Source organism: Pandoraea cepalis, assembly GCF_902459665.1.
Taxonomy (GTDB): domain Bacteria; phylum Pseudomonadota; class Gammaproteobacteria; order Burkholderiales; family Burkholderiaceae; genus Pandoraea; species Pandoraea cepalis.
Genome location: NZ_CABPSL010000002.1, coordinates 67,035 through 83,063, shown reverse-complemented (window position 1 = coordinate 83,063; position 16,029 = coordinate 67,035). Strand labels below are relative to the sequence as shown.

The following is a 16,029-nucleotide window of genomic DNA, read 5'->3' as shown; positions in this document are numbered from 1 at the left end:
CGCAAGCCGGGACGCCAGCCGGCGAGAACAGATGCGCATCGCGCTTTGCCGCGAATGGCGCAACGTATGGCGAGGCGCGTCGATGGGCATCCGTCATGGAGCGCCGTCTAACTTATGCGGTTTAAAGGCGGGTCTCGTCCATGCATGACGAAAACGACAGTGAAGTCCTCGAAGTCCACCTCGGCACACAGAGCCCATACTGGCGCCTGGGCATCGACAGCAACGCGCTCGAGCTTTCCGCGGTTCGCGGCTTGACGAACATCGGCATCGCGCTCGATGCCGCGCAGGCCGCCACGATTCGCAGCCTGACTGGCGTCACCTCGTCCTTCGAACTCGAGATCGCCCTGTTTGGCCATCCGCTTCGCCTGCACATGGTTGGCAAAAAGCTCGATGCGACCACCTGGGCCGGCACCGCCTCCGCTTACTCGGATACTCGCTCCGTCGCGCGCGACCTCGCGCACGGTCTTGCCTTTGCCGAGCAGGTCGTCTCCGAAGTCAATTCGCTCGTCGTGGTCCTCAACCGGCACGGCATCCTGCAGCGCTTCAATCGGCTCGCCGAAGAAGTACTGGGCAAACGCGAGGAAGACGTCATTGGCAGGAGCGCCTTCGATCTGTTCATGACCGAAGAGCAAGGCAAGAAGTCGAGCACGAACATCACGGGTTTCTTCGAAAACGACAAGCCATTCGCTGTCGAGCGCTTCATCAATACGGTCAACGGCCCGCGCCTGTATCAGTTTCGCAATAAGTTCGTGCAGAGCGGCAGCGGGCTCGACGAGCGGTTCCTGATTTGCTCGGGCGTCGATATCACCGAGGAGCGCAACGCACAGCAGCGCCTGACCGAGCTTGCGAATACCGACGTGCTGACCGGGCTGCCGAACCGCCATGCCGTCACCGAGATGATCCGCGCCGCGCTAGCTGGCGGCCCGGATGACACCCCACGGCAGGTCGGCATCCTGTTTCTCGATCTCGACAACTTCAAGCACGTCAACGATCACTATGGACATGTGACCGGCGACCGTCTACTGACCCAAGTGTCCGCGATCGTCAGGAACTGCCTGCCCGAATGTGCGACGCTCGCGCGTCTCGGTGGCGACGAATTCCTGGTGCTGTTCGAGCACGCAACGCTCGCCATGCTCGAAGACACCGCGAAGACGATCATCGACCGGTTCGAGACGTCGGTTCGCCTGGACGTGATGGAGGTCTATACCAGTTGCTCGATCGGCATCACGCTGCATCCGCAACATGGCGACACCATGGAAACCCTCATCCGCAACGCCGATACGGCAATGTACGTTGCGAAGGAAGCCGGAAAGCGGACGTATCGGGTGTTCACGCAGGAAATGAACCAGAAGGTCGCGAAGGCCATGTGGCTCGATACCAATCTTCGCAAGGCGCTCGAGGAAAAGCAGTTCGTATTGCACTATCAGCCGCTCGTCGACATCGCGACGGGCGACATACAAAGTGTCGAGGCATTGATCCGCTGGCAATCGCCGGAGCGCGGACTGGTGGGGCCTGTCGAATTCATTCGCCATGCCGAGGAATTCGGCCTGATCGGATCACTCGGACGCTGGGTGATGGAAGCGGCAGCGAAACAGGCCGTTCAGTGGCAAGCGAAGGGCCTGAACATGCGCGTATCGATCAATGTGTCCGCGCGTCAATTGAGCGACCTGAATGTCGCAAATCACTTCGGCGAGATCTGCGACAGCGTCGGTCTGAAGCCAGGCCTGCTCGACGTCGAGTTGACCGAGAGCTGCTTCATCGAGGACGAGGACCGGGTGCTCAGTCTGATGGAGCAGTTCCGAAAGCTCGGCGCACGGATTTATCTCGACGATTTCGGCACCGGCTATTCGTCACTTGCGCAGCTCGCGCGCCTGCCATTCGATGTGATCAAGCTCGACCGCAGTTTCGTGACCAGCGTCGACAGCGACACGAATGCCCAGGCGCTCGTGTCGTCAGTATTCACGTTGGCCAAGGCGCTGGGGTTTTCGGTGGTGGCGGAAGGGGTCGAGACCGACGCCCAGGCGGCATTCCTGCGGCAGGCCGGGATCGAACGTGCGCAAGGCTACCTCTACGCGAAGCCGATGCCAGCACACGATCTCGAGGCTTGGATCATCGAAAAAAGAAAGCTCAGGCTTATCGCCTGAGCCTTCTCGATTCGCTACATCACTTTACCGCCGTTGTGCCTCAAGATACCGTGCGGAGCTTGGAAACGCGGCGGTTCTGCATCATCACCAGTCGCTCCATATAGGCGAGATCCTTCGTCTCGATCGTAAACGTCGACCGAACCCAGTCCTCGGTAATGTCCATCAGCTCCGAGCGATCCAGGGGCAGCACGCGTTGACGCGCTCGGATCAGCGCGCGAATCCCATTCAGCTTAGGCCGGATCACGTCGATAAACGTGCGTGTCGCGAGGAACGCGTCGCCGGGCTCGAATAGCTGGTCGACAAGCCCCTTTTCCGTGAACCACTCGGCCACATGCGACTCTCCGGTACTGATCAGTTCCTCCGCCACGCGCATGCCGGCTCGGCGTGCGACGAGCGAATATCCGCCCATGCCGGGGAACAGATTGAACGCGATCTCCGGAAAACCGAGCTTCACGCCTTTCTGCGCAAGCACGAAGTGATGCGCGAGCGCCGCCTCGAGTCCGCCGCCAAGCGCGCTGCCTTCGACCATCGCGATCGAGATCGCGCCGGTGCCGTAGCCGTTGTACATCTCCCAGATGCAATCGATGCACGACCGCGCATACGCCATCAGCATGTCACGCTTGCCGGAGCGGATCGCATCGACAAAGAAGCTAAGATCTCCGCCAACGTTGAAAAGCTCGGGCACCAGCGATCCCGTGACCCAAAAATCGATGCGCAGCCCGGATTCCCGCGCCGTACGGGCAAGGTGCATGATCTCAGTGAGAAGCCCCTGATTGAAACACGGGCGGGGGGCGGCACGGAGCATCATCCACATGATGTTTCGGCCTTCCTCATAAAATGCGGCCATTTGCGACATGTCCCCGGCTTCGTAGAAAGGCCTGCATGACGGGTGGTTTTGGAGTTGCATGTTTTTTCCTGTGTAGCTGTGGTTTGCGGTTGAATGCCGTCGCGACAAGCCATTCGGAAACGTTGCCGAAGTGGCCGCACGGCACCGCTATTCTTGCGCGCGCACAACTATCAGAAATGCGGATTCTTTAAATTTTCGATACCTAAAAAAGTCAGCCCGCGTTGCGCAGGCTCGGATGGACAACGGTCAGCCTCTGGACACCCTCCGGACGGTCGCCGTTATATTTATACCCGGATAATATTGACATTATTTTTATCCGGGTATAAATTGCGCTTCTCACTATCCGGCTAGATACCATGACACCTTCGACGCTTCCCTCCCACATCGCCTTCGCGGGTCAACGGTGCATTGCCTCCGGCTCGCTCGCTGCCGTCGCGCTTTCGGTAAAGCGTGCCGTGGAAAAGGCGCCCCGGACGCCGGTGCTGATTTTCGACAACACGACGGGGCGCGCGATCGACATCGACACACGCGGGACCGACGACGAAATCACCGCGCGCTTCACGCAGGCGGTATCCGATGCGCCCTACGGCAACGACACCGACGGCGCGGCGCCGCAGAGCGAAACACGCGGCCGAGGACGTCCGAAGCTCGGCGTCGTCGCGCGTGAGGTCACGCTGTTGCCACGCCATTGGGATTGGCTCGCGGCGCAGCCGGGCGGTGCATCGGTCGCCCTCCGAAAGCTGGTTGAAGACGCGCGCCGCGCTCACGCCCAACGTGACGATCGCCGCGCCTCGCACGAACGCGCCTATCATTTCATGTCGGCGTTAGCCGGCGATCTACCCGGCTTCGAGGAAGCGGCGCGAGCGCTGTTTGCAGACGATCGTGTGCGTTTTGGCGAACGGGTCGCCGGCTGGCCGGCCGACGTGCGCCATCATGCGTTTGCGCTGGGCTTTGGCGACGAATCGTGAGCGACGCTGGTCACAGAGATGGCACGGATGAAATTCACGCCGCTGAATGCCGGCGCCATCGCAGCGCTTACGCGTGACCGCGACCTCGTCACGCGGCGGGTGACGGGAACGATGGGCCGGAAACGAGGAGCTGGGTGTCGTGCCGCGACGGTAGGCCACGGCAAAAGACAATGGGAGTGACTTCGAGGGGCGCCCGCCTGTGGCAGACCCCGGACGATTGCGGAAACGTCCAACGCGGTCTGCGCTTTCAGCGAAACGGATGCATGACTGGTGCCGGGGACCGGACTTGAACCGGTAAGCCCGAAGGCGGCGGATTTTAAGTCCGCTATGTTTACCAATTTCATCACCCCGGCAAGGGCACGCATTCTAACATCCCCACCGAGATACGTCAGTTGGGTATCATAGGGCTACGCACGCGCTGCGCGCGCCATCGGAGATCGCCCATGCTGGAGAATCTCGACCGCATCGCCCTGTCGCTGGACGCCATCGAAGCCGCCGCCCGCGACCTCGCCCTGCAATCTCCCCAGAACGCGCAAGCGCTCTACACCGCGCTCATGGAAATTCGCAACGCCATCGCACTCGTCGCGCAGGAAGTCGTGCGTCTCGAACACGAACTCCACGGCCCCACCGGCAACGGGCAGTCGTGACCTCGCCGACGCGATGCCCGGTGACACACGAGGGGCAAGCAACGGGTCTACAATAGGCAGCACGTTTCACAACACGGCGTGTCCCCATGGCCCTCCCCTGTTGTACGTCGCAAGCCGTGGCGCGCTACGATGCCGTGCGCGCCGCCTCGGTCGCCTTTGCGCAAGACCTCTCCGACGCCGACGCCACCGTGCAGTCGATGCCCGACGCCAGCCCCATCAAGTGGCATCTCGCGCACACCACATGGTTCTTCGAAACCTTCTTGCTGAGCGAGTCCGGCGCCCCGTCGGGCAGCCGCTACCGCCCCTACGATCCGCGCTTCGCCTATCTCTTCAATTCATATTACGAAGCCGCCGGCCCGCGCCATCCGCGCCCGCAACGCGGCTTGCTCTCTCGCCCCACGCTCGATGACGTGCTGCGCTATCGGCGCCATGTCGACGCCGCCATGCACGAGCGCCTGCTGCATGCCGATCTCCCGCCCGACGTTCACGCGCTCGTCACCCTCGGCCTGCATCACGAGGAACAGCACCAGGAGCTGATGCACACCGACTTGCTGCATCTGTTCGCGCAAAATCCGTTGCGTCCCGCGCATCGCCAACCGGCCTGCGCCGGCGACATCGCCGGGCCGCTGCAATGGATTGCCCACAGCGGCGGCCAGCATCGCGTCGGGCACGAGAGCGAATCGAGCGGACCCTTTGCGTTCGACTGCGAAACCCCTGCCCACGACATCTTGCTCCGCCCCTTCGCGATCGCCTCGCGCGTGGTGACGAACGGGGAGTGGCGCGCGTTTATCGACGACGGCGGCTATCGCAGGGCGGGACTCTGGTTGTCCGACGGTTGGGCGACGGTGCAACGCGAAGGGTGGGGACATCCGCTGTACTGGGAGTTGCACAACGGCGAATGGCAGTCGATGACGCTCGCCGGCATGCAACCGATCGACGACGACGCGCCCGTGCGGCACGTAAGCTATTTCGAAGCCGACGCCTTCGCGCGATGGGCCGGCAAGCGTCTGCCGACCGAACACGAGTGGGAGGTCGCGGCAACCGTGTCGCCCGCTTCGCAACCCGCCATGGCGCAACGCTTCGGCCCGGTATGGCAATGGACGGCCAGCCCTTACGTCGCCTATCCGGGATTCCGACCGGCGGCGGGGGCCGTCGGCGAATACAACGGCAAATTCATGTGCGGACAATTCGTGCTGCGCGGCGGCTCGCTCGCCACGCCGCCGGGACATGCGCGCGCCACGTATCGCAACTTCTTTTACCCGCATCAGCGCTGGCAGTTCTGCGGCCTGAGGCTCGCGGAGGATCGTTGATGTCGCAAGCCCCCCAAGCCACGCCGTTCGTTTGTCCGTCGCTGCCGGAAAATGCGTTCGCGGCGGACGTGCTCGCCGGTCTCGGCCACACGCCCAAGTCGCTGCCCAGCATCTGGCTTTACGACCGGCTCGGCAGCGAACTATTCGAAGCGATCACCGGCCTCGACGAGTATTACCAGACACGCACCGAAACGGTGCTGCTCGGCGAATGCGCCGCCGCGATTGCCGACGTCATTGGCCCGGACGCCGTCGTCGTCGAGTTCGGCAGCGGCTCGAGTCGCAAGACGCCGCTGCTGCTCGACGCGCTGGTCACACCGCGCGCCTATGTGCCCGTCGACATCGCCGACGACTTCCTCGACGACGCCGTCGCCACGCTGGCCCGCCGCTGCCCGGGCATCCCCATGTTGCCGGTGCGCGCCGACTTCACCCGGCCGTTTCGCCTGCCGCCGCAGTTGCAGACCACGCAAGGGCCGCGCCTGGGCTTCTTTCCCGGCTCGACGATCGGCAATTTCGCGCCCGGACAGGCCGCCGCCTTTCTTGCCCACGTCGGCAAGATGCTCGGCCCGCGCCGCCGGATGGTCGTCGGCGTGGATGCCTGCAAGGACGCCGCCGTGCTGCTGCCCGCCTACGACGACGCGCGCGGCGTCACCGCGCAGTTCAATCTGAACGTGCTCACGCGCATCAACCGCGAACTCGACGGCGACCTGCCGCTCGACGCGTTCCGTCACGAAGCCCGCTTCAACGCCGCCGCCAGTCGGATCGAAATGCATCTCGTCGCCCAGCGCCCTTTCCGCGCGAGCGTGCTGGGCCATCGCTTCGACTTCATGACAGGCGAGTCCATTCACACCGAGAACTCGTACAAGTACGGTCAGACGGAGTTCCGCGCCCTGGCGAGCTCCGCGGGGTGGGATGTCGAGCGCGTCTGGCTCGATGCCCGCGCGCGCTTCGCCGTCTATCTGCTGCGCCCCGCGGCGGGAAGCTGACCCGCGCACGACGCCGCGCAAAAAATCCGGCCCTTATCGCTAAAGTTTTGACGTCACCATGCCGTTGATGCATGCAGACGCCTGCTGTCCGCCATGCGAAATGTGAATTTCCTGGGGAGACGGTGGAGACGCGGGGATCGCTGGCCAGGATTAGGCTAGCATTGCCGCCATAAACGCCATGGGATCCGACACGCCGGGACGTCCGCCTGTGTCCCCTCAAGGGCCATCTTCACAGCGCGCGGCCATGACCGCGGCGCACCGTTGACACGTATCGCTGCACATGACTTCACGCGCAATGGGGATGCACGTGGCACGAGCTTCGGCAGTAACACCTGCGGCTCGCGGCACTGGCACAGACACTCGACTGGCTAACGCGCACTCGCTCGCGCGTCGGCTTTGCGTCGTCGCGACGGCGCCTTGGGGTCGGTCACGATGAGCCGCATTTCGCTAACCCTCTCCGACATCGCGCTGGCGGATCTGAAGAAAGACTTCGACGCGTTCGTGCGCATCTCCGCCGCCGTCGACCGTCACTTCACGCCACCGCCCTTCGACGACTTCCTGCGCGCCCGCCTGCTCGACAGCACCGTTCCGCTCACCGAAGCCGCCGTCGCACAATTGCTCGCCGGGGGGCATTACGCGTGGGCCAAGCGCACGTTCGACAAGCAGTTCCCGGACGTCGTCTCGATCATCCTGAACCAGGCGCGTCAACACGGTTTTTATTTCGTCTCTCGCCCCGAATGGACGCGCGAGGACATGTCGCGTCAGGCGAGCCGCTGGGCCGAAGGTATCGTGCGCGAAGCGAAGGGCGAGGAACGCATCGTGGAATCGCTCGCGGGACAGATCGTCAGCTCTGCCCAAGACCTCCGCGCCTTGGAAGCGTCGTTGCAGACGCCCGCGTGGCGCGCCGCCTCCGTGCTGCGCGAGCGCGTGTTCGACGCCAAGCGCAGCGTGGAAACGGCCCGCTCACTGCAAGCGCGCGAGCGACTCGGCGAACTGCGTGCACTCCTCGATCTGGCAGTGATCTACGGGTCGGTTGGTGCTCAGGAGGCCGAACAGATTCTCGACTACCTGCGAGTCCTGCGCCCCGAGTTGTTCAACGACGATCCAGGCATCTTCGAGCGGCTTGCGGCCTGGCTGCGGCGTTTGTTGACGCCGGACCTGCCTCGCCCGGCCGTTGCGCCGCAAGCACCGCCGTCCGGCATGACGACCGACGCATCGCGTCAGCATTCCGACCCCCTGCAACCGCCCCTCACGCGCTGAGCGCGAGGCGGCACCTGAGCGGCCCCCGTGTTGCCGCCCGTCTCCGCTCACCGGTTGAAGATCAACGCGACGCCCGCGCTCGCGATCAACGCCCCCCACCAGGCGCCTGCCGCCGGACGCTGCCGGGTGCGAATCCACATCAGCGGCAACACCACGACGGGCGTGGTCGCCGAGAGCGTCGCAATGACGCCGGTGTTGCCGTGCCCCATGCCGTAGAGCAGCAGCGTCATGCCGACGGCCACGCCGACGAAGCCCGACGCCGCCGTGAGCGCGAGCGTGCCCGGCGTGAAGGCCGAGAAGAGGTCACGCCCGCGCCGCGCGGCGAGTATCGTCAGTCCGAGCGCCGACACCCCCACACGCACCGCCGACGCGCTCACCGGATCGACGCCGGCGGCCATGACCGGTTTGGCGATGAGCGTTCCCACGGAGTGACACAGCGCCGCCACCAGGCCGATGGCGACGCCCACGCGCACATCGCCACGCACGGACTCCCAGTGATGAGCATCCTCGCGCCGGCCACCGAACGCGACGGCGAGTGCCACGCCCGTCGTGACCAGCGCCACCCCGATCACCGCACGCCAGCCCAGTGCCTCGCCGAGCCAAACATAGCCGAGCACGGCGGTCATCGGGGCGTTCGTCGCGAAGATGATGGAGTTGCGGCGGGGCCCGAGACGGCCGAGCGACGTATAGAGAATCGTGTCGCCCACGAGAATGCCGATCAGCCCCGACGCCGTGAGTCGCAGCCACTGTTCCAGCGTAAGCGACGGCCAGCCACGCTGCACCGCCACCGCGATGAGCAGCATCGCGAAGACGAGCAGCATGCGGGCGTAATTGAATGGGAAGGAACCGGCCCGGCGCACGGGCGTAATGGCGATCATGCCGCTGAAGGCCCAGCAAAGGGCGGCACCGAGCGCGGCAAGGTAGGCGAGTTGGGTTGTCATGGTCAGGGGGCAGACGGCTCGCAGGCACCACCGCCCCCCGCCGTTCGGACGCCATTATACGAGTCGCATGCCCCATTCGGGGGCATGGCCCGCGCGCCGACCTCAGATATCGTCGTCCAGACGATGCAACGTGTCGAACATGACCCGATAGGCCGCCGCCACACCGTGCGCCCCGCGCAGCATGCGCAAGCGCGACGCCGCATCGGGCTCGCCCGCCTCCTCCACCCATTGCGCGAGCAACGAGGTCCCGCCGCAGACACTCGCGTCTTGCCGCGCGTGCGCTCCGACGGCCGCGAACCCTTCGGCAGCCGACGGATACCGCTGCGCGAGCGCGTCGAACTGCGCCTCGATCTCGCTGGCCGCACGCACTGCTGCCGGCGCCTGACTGAGCGCGCAACACCCCACGTAGACGGGCATGTCGCCCGCCGCGCCAATGATGAAGTCGATGAGCGCGTGCGTCGCATCGAACGCACCGCTGTCGAGGAAGGTGCGGGCCGCCGGGCCACAGCGAAGGAGGCCGGCGGCAAGCATCGTCGCCTGTCCGCGCTGCTCGCGATACTGGCGCAACAGCATCGGTCGCAGCGCCGCGTCGGTGCAGCGCTCGACCGCCATGCGATTGTGCACATCCGCCCCCGCCGCGCGATGGTAGTGCTGCGCGAGAAACGCCAGCACCTGGACGTCGCTCGATTCGCCTGCCAGGAAGCGGGTCCAGAATGGCGCGGCGAAAATGCCGCGCACCCAATCGTCGCAAATGCGCCCGAACGCCGGCACGATACTGCCCTGCGTGGCGGGCAACACCTGCACCAGCGCTTCGTCGACCAGCATCGCGAGCCAGGTGCCCGGCAACGGCGCCTCGGCGAGCAGCACACCGTGCCGCATACGATCCAGCCACATCGCGGTTTCGGCAAGCGCGCCGTGCAACGTGCACGACACCTCGTGCGACGACACGACGACGGCCTGCGCCTCGACCGTCCATCGCGCATGCGGCGACGCGATGACCCATACCGCCGTGTCGTACGCCGCCAACGCGACCGGCGCGGCGGGCAGAGGCGTGGCGACCGGTGACGCGATCGGGGCACTCATCGGACGATCGCCCCCAGCAGCGCCACCCCCGCGGGATCGATACGCCTGACGACCTCCACGCGGAGCGTCGCGCCCCCATCGCCCAGCGACAGGCCCGGCACGTTCTGCACGGCGCCCAAACGACGGCGAGGCGGGGTTCGCCCTTTGCCACGCGGCGTGTCCGGCGCGCCGCGCGCCAGCCGACGTGACGCCGGCTCAGGCATGCAGGCGGTCCCGTCGGGCGAAGACATCGCGCGACCTTGCGCCCCGACGGGCGACTCCAGGACGACGGGAAGAAAAGGAAACGGTGACGGCGGCGCATTGGACGGCATGTCGGCTCCTTTCAAAAATCGGATGGCGCGGACGCCCGCGCCTCGTGCAAGACTGCCGCGCAAGCCGCGCATGCCATGCCGGGCATGAACGCAGGCGCCTGCGGGCCAAACATCTACCATAGGAATCCCTTAGGGATACGAAAAAGAACGGAGGCTCTAGAAGTGCGCAAACCACGTCGCTCCATAGCCCTCCGGCCTCCCCGCGGGGGCGGCGTGAACGACCGTCCGCGCCCCGAGGGATGACGACGATTCGACGTCGGTCGCCATCGTGAACGGCAAATGCGGACAACGTCGCTCAAACACTCAAATTCAAGACTTTTCCCAAGAACCTAGGGGATTGATGTCGGAATACGACGTTCCGCCGGCACGCCTTCCTCGTAGCGACGCGGGCGACACAGCGCAGCGCACGAGAGTGCGCCCTCTTGAAGTACCATGATTGTTTTCGATGCTGCGCCCCGGGGAGTGACTCTCATGCATCTTTATCAGCGTCTGCCGATCTTCGTTTTCGAGATCGAAGCCTGCGAGAACCTGACATTCATCACGATGGCGATTCGCTTCAATCTGGATCGCAACGGTCAACATCTATCGTTGGCCGACTGGCAACGCTTGCCCGAAGCTGCGCGCGAGGCGCTGGCCTCATGCAGGCCCGGCGACGAGGACTTTGCCGCGCGTCTCGACGAGATGGCGAGCCAGTATCTCGGGCAAGCGGTAGCGCGCAGCGTCGACCCTGCGCCGACCGCCTGGCAGGATACGAACGCGTTGCCGCCGGGACTGCTCAAGCAGTGCGAACTGGCCGATCTGCTGCCGCCCGCGGTGGGCGACTGGGCCACGCTCACGCCGTTCCGTCGCTATGTGCTCGCGAAGCTCTCGCGGCGCGACACGCTCAATCATTGCTTTGTCCCGGCCATGCTCGAGTTCGGGCTGGCGCAAACGCCAGCCGATCTCTGAAGTGCGCCCCCGGGTCAGGTCACGGGCGCCGGGTTGAAGAGGACGAGCGCGTTGTGCAGGCCCCAGCGTTCCGCCCAGGTCTTCTCGCCGCTCGCCACGGCGAGCATCAGGTGAAAGAGCTGCCAGCCGACGTCTTCGATGGTGGCTTCGCCCGTGGCGATGCGCCCGGCGTCGACATCCATCAGGTCATGCCATCGACGGGCCAGATCGGAGCGCGTCGCCACCTTGACGACGGGCACCTCGGCCAGCCCGTAAGGCGTGCCGCGTCCGGTCGTGAAGACGTGCATGTTGATTCCCGCCGCGAGTTGCAGCGTGCCGCAGATGAAATCGCTCGCTGGCGTGGCGGCGTAAATCAGCCCGCGCTGGCGCGAGCGATCGAGCTTGGCCCCCGGCGCGATCACGCCGTGAATCGGCCCCGTGCCGGACTTCACGATCGACCCCATCGCCTTTTCCACGATGTTCGACAACCCGCCGCGCTTGTTACCCGGCGTGGTGTTGGCGCTGCGGTCGACACGGCCGCGCTCGAGATAGGCGTCGTACCAGGCCATCTCGCGAATCATCGCGTCGGCCACTTCCGGGGTCGCCGCGCGTGAGGTGAGTTGATCGATCCCGTCGCGCACCTCGGTGACTTCGGAAAACATGACCGTCGCGCCCGCTCGCACGAGCAAATCCGTGGCGAAGCCCACCGCCGGGTTCGCCGTCACCCCGGAGAACGCGTCGCTGCCGCCGCACTGCACGCCCACCACCAGCTCCGACGCCGGCACCGTCTCGCGCTGGCGCGCATTGAGCCGCTCCAGATGGGTGCGCGCCGTTGCCAGGATCGAATCGATCATCGACAGGAAGCCAACGTGCGCGTCGTCTTGCAGACAGACGGTATCGGGCTTGCCATCCGCATTGGCGCTGCCGATCGGAATACTGCCCGCCGGCAAGAGGCGCTCGGGCTGAAGCTTCTCGCAACCGAGACTCACGACCATCACTTCGCCGCCGAAATTCGGGTTCGTGGAGATGTTGCGCAGCGTGCGGATCGGCACGTCGGCGTCCGGCGCATCGATGGCCACGCCGCAGCCGTAGGTGTGTTCCAGCCCGACAACGTCGTCGACGTTCGGATACTGAGGCAGCAACGTCTCCTTGATCCGCTTGACGGCAAATTCGACCACGCCGGCCACGCACTGCACCGTGGTCGTGATCGCCAGAATGTTGCGGGTACCGACCGAGCCGTCGGCGTTGCGATAGCCCTGGAACGTGAAGCCCTCGAGCGGCGGCAGTGACGCGGGCACCCGCGTGCTGATCGGCAGGCGATCCAGCGAAGGTGCCTCGGGCATGACCAGATTGCGCTCGTTGACCCAGCTGCCCGCGGGCAGCGCGCGCGCCGCATAGCCGATCACCACACCGTAGCGAATCACCGGCGCGCCTTCGGCCAGATCGCTCAGCGCGACCTTATGCCCCTGGGGCACGGCGTCCACGAGCGTGAGCCCGTCGGCAAACCGGCGACCGGCGGGCAAACCGCCGTCGTTCACGACAATGGCGACATTGTCGTCCGGTTGCATCCGGATATAGCGCGGCACGTCCTTCGTCCCAGACCCGGCTTCACCCGCGGCGTCCGTGCGCCCCGCGTCCGTCATTGATGCCATGTTGCTCACTCCTTCCTGTTTTCCGATGAGATGCGGCGCCTGCACGGGTTCACACATGCGATACACCATCGACGCTAGAGACTCTCTCGGCCAGCGCGCATAACGGCGTCGAATTTCGACGTCGTCGCGCATGCAGCCACTCATGTGTCATCATACATCTAGATTTGCGCTGTGCGTACCCCTCAAGTCTGCCGGATAAATCGGGGAAATCCCCCTTCCATGCTTTGTACGGGTTAATCCCACTGCCATTCTTTCCAACAGCCTCTTGTTCGATTTCGTTACATGTTATACGATGACATATAACTCAGCGCCGAGCGCTGGTTGAGCTTCTTTCTTCCTTATCGAAACCGGCCCCGTGGCCGACAGGAACTCTTGACATGACCGCACCTCAAGAACTCAAGCAGATCGTCTCCGACGGCTTGTTGTCTTTCCCCGTCACCGACTTCGACGCGAACGGCGACTTCAATGCGCGTGGTTACGCGGCCCGACTTGAGTGGCTGGCGCCGTTCGGTGCGACGGCGCTCTTCGCGGCGGGCGGCACAGGCGAATTCTTCTCGCTTACCCCGCGCGATTACAGCGCCGTGATCAAGACGGCCGTCGACACCTGCGCAGGCAAAGTGCCGATTCTGGCAGGCGCCGGCGGCCCGACGCGTCTGGCTATCGAATACGCTCAGGAAGCCGAGCGTCTTGGCGCCAAGGGCGTGCTGCTCATGCCCCACTACCTGACCGAAGCGAGCCTGGACGGGATCGCCGCTCACGTCGAACAGGTCTGCCGTTCGGTCAACATCGGCGTGATCGTCTACAACCGTGCCAATTCGAAGCTCGGCGCCGACCAACTCGAGCGTCTCGCCGAGACGTGCCCGAACCTGATCGGCTTCAAGGACGGCGTGGGCGATATCGAACGCATGGTGCAGATCCGTCGCCGCATGGGCGACCGCTTCTCCTATCTGGGTGGCCTGCCGACGGCCGAAGTCTATGCCGCCGCCTACCGCGCGCTGGGCGTGCCGGTGTACTCGTCGGCGGTCTTCAACTTCATTCCGAAGACGGCCATGGCGTTCTATCACGCCGTGTGCGAGAACGATGAGGCCACGATCGGCCGCCTGCTCGACACGTTCTTCCTGCCGTACCTGGAAATCCGCAACCGCCGCGCGGGCTACGCCGTGAGTATCGTCAAGGCGGGCGCGAAGCTCGTCGGTCGCGATGCCGGCCCGGTGCGCGCGCCGCTGACCGACCTGCTGCCGAACGAACTCGAGATGCTCGACGCGCTGATCAAGAAGGTTGAAGGCTAAGGAGCCCACGCATGCAAATTACCGGTGAGATGTTGATCGGCCACGCCGACGTGCGGGGCAGCGCGGGAACGCTCGAAGCGTTCGACCCGTCGCGCGGCGAGCGGCTGACGCCGGCGTTCGGCGCGGGCAACGCGCAAGACGTCGAACGCGCTTGCGCGCTGGCTCGCGCCGCGTTCGACCCGTTCCGCGCGTTGCCGCTCGCCAAGCGGGCCGAGTTCCTGGAGGCCGTCGCACAGGCCATTCTCGATCTGGGCGACGCGCTCATCGAGCGTGCTCACGCCGAGACCGGACTGCCTGCCGCCCGCCTGCAAGGCGAGCGTGGGCGCACTGTTGGCCAACTGCGCATGTTCGCCCGCGTGGTGCGTGACGGCCACTTCCTCGACGCCACCGTCGACCCGGCGCAGCCGGCGCGCGAGCCGCTGCCGCGCAGCGACTTGCGTCTGGCCAAGATCGGTCTCGGTCCCGTGGCCGTGTTCGGCGCGAGCAACTTCCCGCTGGCGTTTTCGGTGGCGGGCGGCGACACGGCATCAGCGTTTGCCGCGGGTTGCCCGGTGATCGTCAAGGCACATTCGGCACACCTGGGAACGTCGGAACTCGTGGCGCGCGCCATCCGCTCAGCGGTGCAGGCACTTGGCCTGCCGGAAGGGGTGTTATCGCTGCTCGTGGGCGAACGCGCCGTGGGCGAGGCGCTCGTCGCGCATCCGGCGATTGCCGCCGTGGGCTTTACCGGTTCGCGCACCGGCGGCCTCGCGCTGCAGCGCATTGCGCAGTCGCGTGCCGTACCGATTCCGGTCTATGCCGAAATGAGCAGTATCAATCCGGTGTATTTGCTGCCTGAGGCGCTGAACGCGCGCGGCGAAGCGATCGCCAAGGGTTTCGTCGACTCGCTCACGATGGGCGTCGGTCAGTTCTGCACCAACCCGGGGATGGTGCTGGGCATCGCGGGCGACGCGCTCGAGCGCTTCTGCCGCACGGCTACTGAAGCGCTCGGTGCGAAAGCCGCCGGCACGATGCTGACGCCGGGCATTCATCAGGCGTACGACAAGGGTGTGACGCGACTGGTCGACGAACCGAACGTGACGCTGCTCGCGCGCGGTCAGGCGGGGGGGGCATGCCAGGGCCAGGCCGCGCTCTTCCGCACGAGTGCCGCCGAATTCCTCGCTACGCCGGCACTGCATGAGGAAGTCTTCGGCCCGGCATCGGTCGTGATTGCCTGCGATACCGTCGAAGAGATGATCGCGATCACCGAGCGTCTGGAAGGACAGCTCACAGCGACGCTGCAACTCGACGCCGGCGATACCGAGGCAGCGCGCCGCTTGCTGCCGAGTCTGGAGCGTCGCGCCGGACGCATTCTCGCCAACGGCTTCCCGACCGGCGTCGAGGTGTGTCATGCGATGGTCCACGGCGGTCCGTTCCCGGCGACGTCGAACGCCATGTTCACGTCGGTGGGCGCCACGGCCATCGATCGGTTCCTGCGTCCGGTCTGCTATCAGGATCTGCCCGACACGCTGTTGCCCGAAGCCCTGCAGGAAGCCAATCCGCTCGGCCTGTGGCGACTTCGCGACGGTGAGATGTCGCAGGCATGACACGCAGGCTCAACACGTAGCGAACGACATTGCCGCAACGACAAACGCCTTCGGATTTCGATCCGAGGGCGTTTTGTCTTG

14 protein-coding genes and 1 tRNA gene are annotated in these 16,029 nt (G+C 65.2%); 9 read left to right on the top strand and 6 right to left on the bottom strand.

Annotated elements, in window-relative coordinates; all coding sequences use genetic code 11:
* Positions 1-140: 140 nt before the first annotated feature.
* The gene (gene pdeR, locus PCE31106_RS04820; RefSeq protein ID WP_150562569.1) at positions 141-2,144 is read left to right on the top strand and encodes a cyclic di-GMP phosphodiesterase; all 2,004 of its coding nucleotides are present in this window, start codon (positions 141-143) and stop codon (positions 2,142-2,144) included.
* A 40-nt stretch (positions 2,145-2,184) separates the two neighbouring features.
* On the opposite strand, the gene PCE31106_RS04815 is transcribed toward pdeR, so the two are convergent.
* Entirely contained in the window at positions 2,185-3,051 is an 867-nt protein-coding gene (locus PCE31106_RS04815; RefSeq protein ID WP_026131768.1) for a crotonase/enoyl-CoA hydratase family protein, read from the bottom strand.
* A gap of 296 nt (positions 3,052-3,347) precedes the next feature.
* Between PCE31106_RS04815 and PCE31106_RS04810 the strand changes: the two genes are divergently transcribed.
* Positions 3,348-3,959 (top strand): DUF2239 family protein, encoded by a 612-nt coding sequence (locus PCE31106_RS04810; protein ID WP_150562568.1) that lies wholly within the window; start codon positions 3,348-3,350, stop codon positions 3,957-3,959.
* Positions 3,960-4,227: 268 nt separating this feature from the next.
* Here PCE31106_RS04810 and PCE31106_RS04805 read toward each other — a convergent pair.
* A tRNA-Leu gene (locus PCE31106_RS04805) sits at positions 4,228-4,312 on the bottom strand.
* A 90-nt stretch (positions 4,313-4,402) separates the two neighbouring features.
* Between PCE31106_RS04805 and PCE31106_RS04800 the strand changes: the two genes are divergently transcribed.
* From PCE31106_RS04800 to PCE31106_RS04785, 4 genes are all read left to right on the top strand, one after another.
* Positions 4,403-4,606: a hypothetical protein gene (locus tag PCE31106_RS04800; protein ID WP_017232965.1), complete on the top strand. Its 204-nt coding sequence runs from the start codon at positions 4,403-4,405 to the stop codon at positions 4,604-4,606.
* Between the two features lie 86 nt (positions 4,607-4,692).
* On the top strand, positions 4,693-5,916 hold the full coding sequence (gene egtB, locus PCE31106_RS04795) for an ergothioneine biosynthesis protein EgtB (RefSeq protein WP_150562567.1): 1,224 nt from the start codon (positions 4,693-4,695) through the stop codon (positions 5,914-5,916).
* Positions 5,916-6,899, top strand: a complete 984-nt coding sequence (egtD, locus tag PCE31106_RS04790) for an L-histidine N(alpha)-methyltransferase (protein WP_150562566.1) — start codon at positions 5,916-5,918, stop codon at positions 6,897-6,899. The genes egtB and egtD overlap by 1 nt, the downstream gene beginning before the upstream one ends.
* Before the next feature lie 432 nt (positions 6,900-7,331).
* On the top strand, positions 7,332-8,159 hold the full coding sequence (locus tag PCE31106_RS04785; RefSeq protein WP_150562565.1) for a DUF4088 family protein: 828 nt from the start codon (positions 7,332-7,334) through the stop codon (positions 8,157-8,159).
* A 47-nt stretch (positions 8,160-8,206) separates the two neighbouring features.
* Here the strand turns inward: PCE31106_RS04785 and PCE31106_RS04780 are convergent, their stop codons facing one another.
* The 3 genes from PCE31106_RS04780 to PCE31106_RS04770 form a co-directional block, all read right to left on the bottom strand.
* The gene (locus PCE31106_RS04780) at positions 8,207-9,100 is read right to left on the bottom strand and encodes a DMT family transporter (RefSeq protein WP_150562564.1); all 894 of its coding nucleotides are present in this window, start codon (positions 9,098-9,100) and stop codon (positions 8,207-8,209) included.
* A gap of 102 nt (positions 9,101-9,202) precedes the next feature.
* Positions 9,203-10,183 (bottom strand): hypothetical protein, encoded by a 981-nt coding sequence (locus tag PCE31106_RS04775; protein WP_150562563.1) that lies wholly within the window; start codon positions 10,181-10,183, stop codon positions 9,203-9,205.
* Positions 10,180-10,413 carry a hypothetical protein gene (locus tag PCE31106_RS04770; RefSeq protein WP_157211399.1) on the bottom strand — a complete coding sequence of 78 codons (234 nt, stop codon included), beginning with the start codon at positions 10,411-10,413 and terminating at the stop codon, positions 10,180-10,182. The genes PCE31106_RS04775 and PCE31106_RS04770 overlap by 4 nt, the downstream gene beginning before the upstream one ends.
* Positions 10,414-10,965: 552 nt before the next feature.
* On the opposite strand from PCE31106_RS04770, the gene PCE31106_RS04765 reads away from it, so the two are divergent.
* Entirely contained in the window at positions 10,966-11,442 is a 477-nt protein-coding gene (locus tag PCE31106_RS04765) for a nitrate reductase associated protein (RefSeq protein ID WP_017232958.1), read from the top strand.
* Positions 11,443-11,456: 14 nt separating this feature from the next.
* Here PCE31106_RS04765 and garD read toward each other — a convergent pair whose 3' ends face one another.
* Positions 11,457-13,064 carry a galactarate dehydratase gene (gene garD, locus PCE31106_RS04760; RefSeq protein ID WP_150562726.1) on the bottom strand — a complete coding sequence of 536 codons (1,608 nt, stop codon included), beginning with the start codon at positions 13,062-13,064 and terminating at the stop codon, positions 11,457-11,459.
* 386 nt (positions 13,065-13,450) lie between these two features.
* On the opposite strand from garD, the gene kdgD reads away from it, so the two are divergent.
* On the top strand, positions 13,451-14,362 hold the full coding sequence (gene kdgD / locus PCE31106_RS04755) for a 5-dehydro-4-deoxyglucarate dehydratase (protein WP_017232956.1): 912 nt from the start codon (positions 13,451-13,453) through the stop codon (positions 14,360-14,362).
* Between the two features lie 11 nt (positions 14,363-14,373).
* Complete coding sequence (locus PCE31106_RS04750) at positions 14,374-15,948, top strand: aldehyde dehydrogenase (NADP(+)) (protein ID WP_150562562.1); 1,575 nt, start codon at positions 14,374-14,376, stop codon at positions 15,946-15,948.
* Positions 15,949-16,029: the final 81 nt, after the last annotated feature.